The 10,634-nt window shown below is 71.8% G+C and carries 11 protein-coding genes; all 11 read left to right on the top strand.

The window, feature by feature from the left end; genetic code table 11:
* Nucleotides 1–230 precede the first annotated feature (230 nt).
* The 11 genes from K6I34_RS21960 (at nucleotide 231) to K6I34_RS21910 (ending at nucleotide 10,297) form a co-directional block, all read left to right on the top strand.
* Complete coding sequence (locus K6I34_RS21960; protein ID WP_229328043.1) at nucleotides 231–782, top strand: hypothetical protein; 552 nt, start codon at nucleotides 231–233, stop codon at nucleotides 780–782.
* Nucleotides 783–927: 145 nt separating this feature from the next.
* Nucleotides 928–1,845, top strand: a complete 918-nt coding sequence (gene pdxS, locus K6I34_RS21955) for a pyridoxal 5'-phosphate synthase lyase subunit PdxS (RefSeq protein ID WP_374230985.1) — start codon at nucleotides 928–930, stop codon at nucleotides 1,843–1,845.
* Nucleotides 1,846–1,937: 92 nt separating this feature from the next.
* Nucleotides 1,938–2,558: a pyridoxal 5'-phosphate synthase glutaminase subunit PdxT gene (gene pdxT / locus K6I34_RS21950; protein ID WP_229328042.1), complete on the top strand. Its 621-nt coding sequence runs from the start codon at nucleotides 1,938–1,940 to the stop codon at nucleotides 2,556–2,558.
* Nucleotides 2,559–2,657: 99 nt separating this feature from the next.
* Complete coding sequence (locus K6I34_RS21945) at nucleotides 2,658–3,410, top strand: YebC/PmpR family DNA-binding transcriptional regulator (RefSeq protein WP_121801863.1); 753 nt, start codon at nucleotides 2,658–2,660, stop codon at nucleotides 3,408–3,410.
* Nucleotides 3,411–3,567: 157 nt separating this feature from the next.
* On the top strand, nucleotides 3,568–4,131 hold the full coding sequence (ruvC, locus tag K6I34_RS21940) for a crossover junction endodeoxyribonuclease RuvC (protein WP_229328041.1): 564 nt from the start codon (nucleotides 3,568–3,570) through the stop codon (nucleotides 4,129–4,131).
* A complete protein-coding gene (gene ruvA / locus K6I34_RS21935) occupies nucleotides 4,128–4,754 on the top strand; it encodes a Holliday junction branch migration protein RuvA (RefSeq protein ID WP_229328040.1) in 627 nt (208 codons plus the stop codon). Before ruvC ends, ruvA begins: the two co-directional genes overlap by 4 nt.
* Before the next feature lie 79 nt (nucleotides 4,755–4,833).
* Nucleotides 4,834–5,910: a Holliday junction branch migration DNA helicase RuvB gene (gene ruvB, locus K6I34_RS21930; RefSeq protein ID WP_229328039.1), complete on the top strand. Its 1,077-nt coding sequence runs from the start codon at nucleotides 4,834–4,836 to the stop codon at nucleotides 5,908–5,910.
* Nucleotides 5,911–6,113: 203 nt separating this feature from the next.
* Nucleotides 6,114–6,638 (top strand): preprotein translocase subunit YajC, encoded by a 525-nt coding sequence (gene yajC / locus K6I34_RS21925; protein ID WP_238489537.1) that lies wholly within the window; start codon nucleotides 6,114–6,116, stop codon nucleotides 6,636–6,638.
* Between the two features lie 149 nt (nucleotides 6,639–6,787).
* Nucleotides 6,788–8,620: a protein translocase subunit SecD gene (gene secD / locus K6I34_RS21920; protein WP_229328037.1), complete on the top strand. Its 1,833-nt coding sequence runs from the start codon at nucleotides 6,788–6,790 to the stop codon at nucleotides 8,618–8,620.
* A gap of 1 nt (nucleotide 8,621) precedes the next feature.
* Nucleotides 8,622–9,734 (top strand): protein translocase subunit SecF, encoded by a 1,113-nt coding sequence (secF, locus tag K6I34_RS21915; RefSeq protein ID WP_229328036.1) that lies wholly within the window; start codon nucleotides 8,622–8,624, stop codon nucleotides 9,732–9,734.
* On the top strand, nucleotides 9,731–10,297 hold the full coding sequence (locus tag K6I34_RS21910; protein ID WP_229328035.1) for an adenine phosphoribosyltransferase: 567 nt from the start codon (nucleotides 9,731–9,733) through the stop codon (nucleotides 10,295–10,297). Before secF ends, K6I34_RS21910 begins: the two co-directional genes overlap by 4 nt.
* Nucleotides 10,298–10,634: the final 337 nt, after the last annotated feature.

Genomic DNA, 10,634 nt, shown 5'->3' with positions numbered 1-10,634 from the left:
CCCCCAGACTCCGTCCGGGGGCCCCAGCCCTTTGCAGAACGCATGCCCACAACCGGGAAGGTGGGACGCAAGGGTGCGCCCCGTAAGGGGCGCGGGGAACTGCGCGACCAGCCCCCACCGGACCCGCGGCCGCGCGCTCAGCGCAAGAGGCACCCCGGTAGGCGCAGCACAGAGAGCCCAGGGCCCCGAGCGCGGAGAAGCCCGAGCGGCGAGCGGTAACGTGGGGGCGCGTGACCACTTTGATCTGGATCGTCGCCGCACTGGTCGTCATCGGCATCTATCTGAGCTGGACGGCCGGCCGCCTGGACAGGCTGCACACCCGGATCGACGCCGCGCGGGCCGCGCTCGACGCCCAGCTGCTGCGGCGCGCCTCGGTCGCCCAGGAGCTCGCCACCGCCGGGGTGCTCGACCCGGCCGCCTCGATCGTGCTCTACCAGGCCGCGCACGCCGCCCGCCAGGCGGAGGAGGAGCAGCGCGAGGTCGCCGAGAGCGAGCTGAGCCAGGCGCTGCGCGCCGTCTTCGCCGAGGAGCCGCAGGTCGAGGCGGTGCGGGTGGCGCCCGGCGGGGAGGAGTCGCTGGGCGAGCTCACGGCGGCCGTGCGCCGGGTGCCGATGGCCCGGCGTTTCCACAACGACGCGGTGCGCGCGGCGCGGGCGGTCCGTACGCATCGCAAGGTGCGCTGGTTCCGGCTGGCGGGCCACGCGCCGTTCCCGATGGCCTTCGAGATGGACGACGAGCCGCCGGTGGCCCTGGGCGGCGATGCGCCCGGCCGGTCCGCCTGACCGCAGGGCACCGTCGGGTACTGCCGGGCACCGTCGGGTACCGGCTCCGACAAGCCACCGGCCTCGAATTGGCCCTTTTTCCGGTGCCGGGCGGCCGTTTGTATGAGGGGGCAGCATCACTCGCCCTTGATAGTGAGGTCACAACGTGTCCAGCACGGCTCCCAGCACGTCCGCCACCGCTCCCGAGACCGGCACCGCGCGCGTCAAGCGCGGCATGGCCGAGCAGCTCAAGGGCGGCGTGATCATGGACGTCGTCAACGCCGAGCAGGCGAAGATCGCCGAGGACGCCGGCGCCGTCGCGGTCATGGCCCTGGAGCGGGTGCCCGCCGACATCCGCAAGGACGGCGGCGTGGCCCGGATGTCCGACCCGAACATGATCGAAGAGATCATCGGCGCCGTCTCCATCCCGGTCATGGCCAAGTCCCGCATCGGCCACTTCGTCGAGGCCCAGGTCCTCCAGTCCCTCGGTGTCGACTACATCGACGAGTCCGAGGTGCTGACCCCGGCCGACGAGGTCAACCACTCCGACAAGTGGGCGTTCACCACCCCCTTCGTCTGCGGTGCCACCAACCTGGGCGAGGCCCTGCGCCGCATCGCCGAGGGCGCGGCGATGATCCGTTCCAAGGGTGAGGCCGGCACCGGCAACGTCGTCGAGGCCGTCCGCCACCTGCGTCAGATCAAGAACGAGATCGGCAAGCTGCGCGCCCTCGACAACAACGAGCTCTTCGCCGCCGCCAAGGAGCTGCGCGCGCCGTACGAGCTGGTCAAGGAGGTCGCCGAGCTCGGCAAGCTGCCGGTCGTGCTGTTCTCCGCCGGTGGTGTGGCCACCCCGGCCGACGCCGCGCTGATGCGCCAGCTCGGTGCCGAGGGCGTCTTCGTCGGCTCCGGCATCTTCAAGTCCGGCGACCCGGCCAAGCGCGCCGCCGCCATCGTGAAGGCCACCACCTTCTACGACGACCCCAAGGTCATCGCGGACGCCTCCCGCAACCTGGGCGAGGCCATGGTCGGCATCAACTGCGACACCCTGCCCGAGGCGGAGCGCTACGCCAACCGCGGCTGGTAATCCCGCCGCACGACGCGAGCCACACGTCGCAACCGGTGGGCGGCCCGTGCTGCGGGCCGCCCACCGGCCGTCCTGTTTCTGAGAGGTACACCGTGTCCACCGCCGACACTTCCGGCACCCCCGTGATTGGCGTCCTCGCCCTCCAGGGCGACGTCCGCGAGCACCTGGTCGCGCTCGCCGCGGCCGATGCCCTCGCCCGTCCCGTCCGCCGTCCCGAGGAGCTCGACGGCCTCGACGGCCTGGTGATCCCCGGCGGCGAGTCCACCGTCATGTCCAAGCTCGCCGTGATCTTCGGCATGCTGGAGCCCCTGCGGGAGCGCGTACGGGCCGGGCTGCCGGTCTACGGCACCTGCGCGGGCATGATCATGCTCGCGGACAAGCTCCTCGACGGCCGGGAGGACCAGGAGACGCTCGGCGGCATCGACATGATCGTGCGCCGCAACGCCTTCGGCCGCCAGAACGAGTCCTTCGAGGCCGCCGTCGCGATGGCGGGTGTCGAGGGCGGCCCCGTCGAGGGCGTCTTCATCCGCGCCCCCTGGGTCGAGTCCGTGGGCGCGGCCGCCGAGGTGCTGGCCACCCACGACGGGCACACCGTGGCCGTGCGCCAGGGCAACGTGCTCGCGACGTCCTTCCACCCGGAGCTCACCGGCGACCACCGCGTGCACGCCCTGTTCGTCGACATGGTCCGGCGGCGGGCCCTCGCCGCCGCCTGAGGCCGTCGGCCGGGGTGGGTGTTGGCGGAGTGGTCCCGCGATCCCGGTAGGATCACAGTCGTTCGTTCTGAATTTGGTTACGCGAAGGAGACAGGCGAGATGTCCGGCCACTCTAAATGGGCTACGACGAAGCACAAGAAGGCCGTGATTGACGCCAAGCGCGGCAAGCTCTTCGCGAAGCTGATCAAGAACATCGAGGTCGCGGCCCGCATGGGCGGCGTCGACATCGAGGGCAACCCGACGCTCTACGACGCCATCCAGAAGGCGAAGAAGCAGTCGGTGCCGAACAAGAACATCGACTCCGCGGTCAAGCGCGGCGGCGGCCTCGAGGCCGGCGGTGCCGACTACGAGACGATCATGTACGAGGGCTACGGCCCGAACGGTGTCGCGGTGCTCATCGAGTGCCTCACCGACAACCGCAACCGCGCCGCCTCCGACGTGCGCGTCGCCATGACCCGCAACGGCGGCTCCATGGCCGACCCGGGCTCGGTGTCCTACCTGTTCAACCGCAAGGGCGTCGTGATCGTCCCCAAGGGCGAGCTCACCGAGGACGACGTGCTGGGCGCGGTCCTGGACGCCGGCGCCGAGGAGGTCAACGACCTCGGCGAGTCCTTCGAGGTCCTCAGCGAGGCCACCGACCTGGTCGCGGTCCGCACCGCGCTCCAGGAGCAGGGCATCGACTACGACTCCGCCGAGGCCAACTTCGTCCCCACCATGCAGGTGGAGCTCGACGAGGACGCCGCACGCAAGATCTTCAAGCTGATCGACGCGCTCGAGGACAGCGACGACGTGCAGAACGTCTTCGCCAACTTCGACGTCTCCGACGAGGTCATGGCCAAGGTCGACGCCTGATCCGGGCGCCTGATCCGGGCGTACGCGCGGGCCTGACCGACGGGCCGACGGGACACCACCCGTCGGCCCGTCGGCATGAGCGGCCGTTGTCAGTGGCAGCCGATAGCCTGCGACAGCAGCAGAACACAGGTCCGTACGGCGGAGGGGAGGGCACGCGATGCGGGTGCTGGGGGTGGACCCGGGCCTGACCCGGTGCGGCGTCGGCGTCGTGGACGGCGTCGCGGGCCGCCCGCTGCGCATGCTGGGCGTGGGCGTCGTGCGCACCCCGGCCGAGGCCGATGTCGCCGACCGCCTCGTCCTGATCGAGCGCGGCCTGGAGCAGTGGCTCGACGAATACCGCCCGGAGTGCGTGGCGGTGGAGCGCGTCTTCAGCCAGCACAATGTGCGTACGGTCATGGGCACCGCCCAGGCCAGCGCCGTCGCCATGCTCTGCGCCGCCCGCCGCGGGCTGCCCGTGGCCCTGCACACCCCCAGCGAGGTCAAGGCCGCCGTCACCGGCTCGGGCCGCGCCGACAAGGCCCAGGTCGGCGCCATGGTCACCCGGCTGCTCCGGCTGGACGCCCCGCCGAAACCGGCGGACGCCGCCGACGCCCTCGCGCTCGCCATCTGCCACATCTGGCGGGCCCCCGCGACCAACCGCCTCCAGCAGGCCGTCGCGGCCCACCGCCGCACCGCACCCCCGCGGGAGGCGGCCGTACGAACCCTGAAAGGCAGCGCATGATCGCCTTCGTCTCCGGCACCGTCGCGGCCCTCGCCCCCGACACCGCCGTCGTCGAGGTGGGCGGGGTCGGCATGGCCGTCCTGTGCACACCCACCACCCTGTCCGGGCTGCGCCTGGGCGAGCAGGCCAGACTCGCCACCTCCCTGGTGGTGCGCGAGGACTCCCTCACCCTCTACGGCTTCGCCGACGACGACGAGCGGCAGGTCTTCGAGCTGCTCCAGACCGCCAGCGGCGTCGGGCCGCGCCTCGCCCAGGCGATGCTGGCCGTGCACAGCCCGGACGCCCTGCGGCGCGCTGTCGCGACCGGTGACGAGAAGGCGCTCACCGCCGTCCCGGGCATCGGGAAGAAGGGCGCGCAGAAGCTGCTCCTGGAGCTCAAGGACCGCCTGGGCGATCCGGTCGGCACCGGTGGCGGCAGGGCCGCACCGGCCGCGGCCGCCCCGCCCGCGTGGAGCGAGCAGCTGCACGCCGCGCTCGTCGGCCTGGGGTACGCGCCGCGCGAGGCGGAGACGGCCGTGGCCGCGGTCGCGCCGGACGCGGAGGCCGTGCTCGCCGGGGGTGGCACCCCGCAGGTGGGGCAGCTGCTGCGGACGGCGCTCCAGAGCCTGAACCGCGCCCGCTGACGCACGGCCACCGGCCTGTCCCCTCCCGGGGAGGCCGCGGCCGCATCCCTGACCGCCGACAACCGTGAGGCACCCACCCGTGAACTGGGACGACGACTCCGTACCCCCGACCGCCGCCGGAGGCGACCGCCTCGTCGGGGGCGCCGCCGACCGCGAGGAGCAGGCCGTCGAGGCCGCCCTGCGGCCCAAGGACCTCGGCGAGTTCGTCGGGCAGGAGCGGGTCCGCGAGCAGCTCGACCTCGTCCTGAAGGCCGCGCGCGCCCGCAACGCCACGGCCGACCACGTCCTGCTCTCCGGCGCCCCCGGCCTAGGCAAGACCACCCTGTCGATGATCATCGCCGCCGAGATGGGCGCCCCCATCCGCATCACCTCCGGCCCCGCCATCCAGCACGCCGGTGACCTGGCGGCGATCCTCTCCTCGCTCACCGAGGGCGAGGTCCTCTTCCTCGACGAGATCCACCGCATGTCCCGGCCCGCCGAGGAGATGCTCTACATGGCGATGGAGGACTTCCGGGTCGACGTGATCGTCGGCAAGGGCCCCGGCGCCACCGCCATCCCCCTGGAGCTGCCGCCCTTCACCCTCGTCGGCGCCACCACCCGGGCCGGTCTGCTGCCGCCCCCGCTGCGGGACCGCTTCGGCTTCACCGGCCACATGGAGTTCTACGCCCCCGCCGAGCTCCAGCGCGTCATCCACCGCTCCGCCCGCCTGCTCGACGTCGAGACGGACGCGGAGGGCGCCGCGGAGATCGCGGGCCGCTCGCGCGGCACCCCCCGCATCGCCAACCGCCTGCTCCGCCGCGTCCGGGACTACGCGCAGGTCAAGGCCGACGGTGTGATCACACGCGAGATCGCCGCGCGGGCGCTGGACGTCTACGAGGTGGACGCCCGCGGCCTCGACCGGCTGGACCGCGCCGTGCTCACCGCCCTGCTCAAGCTGTTCGGCGGCGGCCCCGTCGGTCTCTCCACCCTCGCCGTCGCGGTCGGGGAGGAGCGCGAGACGGTCGAGGAGGTCGCCGAGCCCTTCCTCGTGCGCGAGGGCCTGCTCGCCCGTACGCCCCGGGGGCGCATCGCCACCCCCGCGGCCTGGGAGCACCTCGGCATGGTGCCGCCGCGGCAGGCGGCCGGCGGTGGGGGAGAGGCGCTTTTCGACGCCTGACGGCGTGGGGGAGCTCTGTCGCCTCCCGTCGGCGCGTGGGCTTCGCGGGTCAGGAACCCCGATGCCATGCTGAGCGTTGTTCCCTTGGTGCGGACTCGCTTAGACTCCGCCGATGCCGTCCTGTTCCGGTGCGGCATACCACCCCCGTAGAACGAGGCCGCGCCCCCGTGGTCGTGTGAAGGAAACTTCGTCCCGTGAATCCAATGACTCTCCTGCCGTTCATCGTGCTTATCGGGGCCATGTTCCTGATGACCCGGTCGGCCAAGAACAAGCAGCGCCAGGCGGCGCAGATGCGTGACCAGATGCAGCCGGGCACCGGTGTGCGCACGATCGGCGGCATGTACGCCACCGTCAAGGAGATCAACGACGACTGCGTCCTGCTCGAGGTCGCCCCGGGCGTGCACTGCATCTTCGCGAAGAACGCCATCGGCGCCGTCCTGGAGGACGAGGAGTACAACCGCATCGTCCACGGCATCGAGCCGGACGACTCCGAGCTCCCCGCCGTCCCCGACGACGCCTCCTCGCTGACCGAGGCCGAGGCCCCCGCCGAGAAGAAGATCGACCTCGGCAAGGAGAAGACCGCCGAGGCCGCAGAGGCCGCCGAGGACAAGGCCGGGAAGTCCGCCGAGAAGTCCGAGGAGAAGGACGCCAAGGCCGACGAGGCGGGCCCGGCGGAGGCCGGGGACGCCAAGCGGGACGGCAAGCAGGGCGACACCGAAGCGAAGTAACACCATCACGGGAACCGCGGAGCACTCACCGATCAGTGCGCCGCGGTTCCCTTTCGGTCTAGGCTCCGGCGGGGGCAGGTCCCCACAACATTCGTGGCCGCCCGGCGAACAACCCGACGCCGGACGGTTGGACAGGGAGAAACGACAAGGTGGCAGCACCGAAGAAGGGCCGCAGGTCCCCGGGCGGCCAGGGCAGGCCGGGCCGGGTCCTGGCTCTGATCCTGATCGCCATGGTGGCGCTCGTCGGGGGGATGTTCGCCTCCGGGCGCACGACGCCACGACTGGGTATCGACCTCGCGGGCGGCACCAGCTTCACGCTGAAGGCCAAGAACGAGCCCGGCAAGCCCAACGCGATCAACGAAACCAATATGAACACGGCCGTCGGCATCATCGAGCGGCGTGTCAACGGCCTCGGTGTCTCCGAGGCCGAGGTTCAGACGCAGGGCCGCGACCACATCGTCGTGAACATCCCCAAGGGGACGAACGCCGAGCAGGCCCGCGGGCAGGTCGGCACCACGGCCAAGCTGTCCTTCCGCCCCGTGCTGAGCGTCGCGGCCGGCGGCAAGACGCCTGAGCAGCAGCCCAGCCCCAGCGCCTCCGCCGGGGGCAAGGACAAGAACGACGCGGGCAAGGACGAGAAGGGCAAGCCCTCCGGCTCCCCGTCCGCCTCGGGCTCCGGCTCCCCGTCCCCGTCGGCGAGCTCCAGCACCCAGGGCCGCGCCGTCACCGACGCGCTGAGGGCCGACGGGGCGAGCACCCCGACCCCCGTCGCCTCCGCCGACGGCAAGTCCGACGGCAAGGACGACAAGGCCAAGCAGGACGACAAGGGCGCCAAGAAGGACACCCCCACACCGTCCCCCTCCGCCGACGCCGCCGCGCTCCAGAAGAAGCTCGACGCGCTGGACTGCACCACCAAGGAGGGCCGCGCCGCCGCCAACGGGGCCGTGACGCGTGCGAAGGACGATGAGCCGGTCGTCGCCTGCAAGAAGGACGGTTCCGCCAAGGAGATCCTCGGCCCCGTCGCCGTCCAGGGCACCGACGTCAGCAGCGCCTCCGCCGTCTTCGACAGCCAGCAGGGCCGCGGTTGGATCGTCCAGCTGAAGTTCACCGGCAGCGGCTCCAAGAAGTTCGCCAACGTCACCGGCCAGCTGGCCACCAAGCAGTCCCCGCAGAACCAGTTCGCGATCGTCCTGGACGGCGAGGTCGTCTCCGACCCGTCCGTCTCCAGCTCGATCAACGGCGGCCAGGCGGAGATCTCCGGCGGCTTCACCCAGACCAGCGCCCGGGACCTCGCCAACGTGCTGTCCTACGGTTCCCTGCCGCTGTCCTTCGGCATCGACACCCAGACCACCGTCACCGCCGCGCTCGGCGGCGAGCAGCTGCGCGCGGGCCTCATCGCCGGTGCCATCGGCCTCGCCCTGGTCATCGTCTACCTGGTGGCGTACTACCGCGGCCTCGCGCTCGTCGCCCTCGCGAGCCTCCTGTGCTCCGCGATCCTCACGTACACGATCATGGTGCTGCTGGGCCAGGCCATCGGCTTCGCGCTGAACCTGCCCGCCGTCTGCGGTGCCATCGTCGCGATCGGCATCACCGCCGACTCGTTCATCGTCTACTTCGAGCGCATCCGCGACGAGATCCGGGAGGGCCGGACGCTGCGCCCGGCCGTCGAGCGGGGCTGGCCGCGTGCCCGCCGCACCATCCTGGTCTCCGACTTCGTGTCCTTCCTCGCCGCCGCGGTGCTCTTCATCGTCACCGTCGGCAAGGTCCAGGGCTTCGCGTTCACCCTCGGTCTGACCACGCTCCTCGACGTCGTCGTGGTCTTCTTCTTCACCAAGCCGCTCATGACACTGCTCGCCCGCCGCAAGTTCTTCGCCAACGGCCACCCGTGGTCCGGGCTCGACCCCAAGCGGCTCGGCGCCAAGCCGCCGCTGCGGGCGTCCCGCCGTCGCCCCACCGCCCCCGTCGACCCGAAGGAGGCGTGAGATGTCGAAGCTCGGCACTCTCGGCGCCCGGCTCTACCGCGGCGAGGTCGGCTACGACTTCGTCGGCAAGCGGAAGATCTGGTACGGCATCTCGATCCTCATCACCATCACGGCGATCGTGGGTCTGGCCGTGCGCGGCCTGAACTTCGGCATCGAGTTCTCCGGCGGCGCGGTCTTCACCACGCCCAAGACCCCGGTCTCGGTCGAGCAGGCCAAGCGGACCGCCGAGGAGACGGCGGGCCACCCGGCCATCGTCCAGAAGCTCGGCAACGGCACCCTGCGCATCCAGGTCAGCGACCTCTCCACGGAGAAGTCGATCCCGACCCAGAAGGCGCTGGCCAAGAAGCTGGACGTCCCGCAGGACAAGATCAACACGGATCTGGTCGGTCCCAGCTGGGGCGACCAGATCGCCAACAAGGCCTGGACCGGTCTCGCGGTCTTCATGCTCCTCGTGGTGATCTACCTGGCCATCGCCTTCGAGTGGCGCATGGCGCTCGCCGCCCTCGTCGCCCTGATCCACGACCTCACCATCACCGTGGGCGTCTACGCCCTGGTGGGCTTCGAGGTCACCCCGGGCACCGTGATCGGTCTGCTGACCATCCTCGGCTACTCCCTCTACGACACCGTCGTCGTCTTCGACGGCCTCAAGGAGGCCTCGAAGGACATCACCAAGCAGACCCGCTGGACCTACAGCGAGATCGCCAACCGCAGCCTCAACGGCACCCTGGTGCGCTCCATCAACACCACCGTGGTGGCCCTGCTGCCGGTCGCGGGCCTGCTGTTCATCGGCGGCGGCTTCCTCGGCGCGGGCATGCTCAACGACATCTCCCTGGCCCTCTTCGTCGGCCTCGCGGCCGGTGCCTACTCCTCGATCTTCATCGCGACCCCGCTGGTCGCGGACTTCAAGGAGCGCGACCCGCAGATGCGGGCCCTGGCCAAGCGGGTGGCGGCCAAGCGCGCCGCCACCGCCAAGGCCGAGGGCGGCGCCGAGCCGGAGGACGAGCGCCCCGACGCGCGGGACGAGTCGGGTGACACGGCCACGGCGGGCATCGTCCACCAGGCGTCGCCCCGCAACCGCGGTGGCCGCGGCCGTCCCTCGGGGAAGCGCCGATGAGCGCCACGGGGGTCGGCACGGCCGACCGGGAGCTGCGTGACCTGCTGCTCTCGCACATCCACGACGTGCCGGACTATCCGAAGCCGGGCGTGGTGTTCAAGGACATCACCCCGCTGCTCGCCGACGCCACGGCGTTCGGCGTGCTCACCGACACCTTCGCCGGGATGTGCGAGCGCCTCGGCGCGACCAAGGTCGTCGGTCTGGAGGCCCGCGGGTTCATCCTGGGCGCCCCGGCCGCCGTCCGGGCCGGGCTGGGCTTCGTCCCCGTGCGCAAGGCGGGCAAGCTCCCCGGAGCCACCCTCGCCCAGGCGTACGAGCTGGAGTACGGCACCGCCGAGATCGAGATGCACGCCGACGCCGTGGGCCCCGGTGACCGTGTCCTGGTCATCGACGACGTGCTGGCCACCGGTGGTACGGCGGAGGCGGCGCTGCAGCTGATCCGCCGGGCCGGGGCCGAGGTCGCGGGCGTGGCCGTGCTGATGGAGCTCGGCTTCCTCGCGGGCCGGGAGCGGCTGGCGGAGGGCCTCGACAGGGCTCCCCTGGAGGCGCTGATCACGCTCTGATCCGTACGGACACCCGTGCGGGAAGCAGTGACACCGAACGCGGGGCGGGAACCGGGAAGATCCGGTTCCCGCCCCGCGTTCTTGTGGTTCCCCCCGATTTCTCCGGGTGTTCCCCGGCGTCCCGCCGGGAATCCGCCACCGGCCGAACGGCGGTGTGGCCGCCCGGCTCGATACCATGGCAGTCCGGACCTGAACGGGGGATCCGGAGCCCGCATGAGGAGTGCCCTTGCCAGACGAGGCCCAGCCGCTCACCGCCGCCCAGCAGGACAAGCCGTCTCCCGAGGCCGCGGCGGCCACGGGCGCGCCCCAGGGCCGCCCCGACAGCGCGGCTGAGCCG

The sequence above is a fragment of the Streptomyces sp. UNOC14_S4 genome, assembly GCF_020740835.1.
Classification (GTDB): Bacteria; Actinomycetota; Actinomycetes; order Streptomycetales; family Streptomycetaceae; genus Streptomyces.
This window is presented reverse-complemented; position numbering and strand designations above follow the sequence as displayed.

Bases quoted from the DNA above. Each gene is read 5' to 3' on its own strand.
- K6I34_RS21945 (WP_121801863.1), top strand. From the start codon at position 2,658: ATGTCCGGCCACTCTAAATGGGCTACGACGAAGCACAAGAAGGCCGTG.
- ruvC (WP_229328041.1), top strand. From the start codon at position 3,568: ATGCGGGTGCTGGGGGTGGACCCGGGCCTGACCCGGTGCGGCGTCGGC.
- ruvA (WP_229328040.1), top strand. From the start codon at position 4,128: ATGATCGCCTTCGTCTCCGGCACCGTCGCGGCCCTCGCCCCCGACACC.
- yajC (WP_238489537.1), top strand. From the start codon at position 6,114: ATGACTCTCCTGCCGTTCATCGTGCTTATCGGGGCCATGTTCCTGATG.
- secF (WP_229328036.1), top strand. From the start codon at position 8,622: ATGTCGAAGCTCGGCACTCTCGGCGCCCGGCTCTACCGCGGCGAGGTC.
- K6I34_RS21910 (WP_229328035.1), top strand. From the start codon at position 9,731: ATGAGCGCCACGGGGGTCGGCACGGCCGACCGGGAGCTGCGTGACCTG.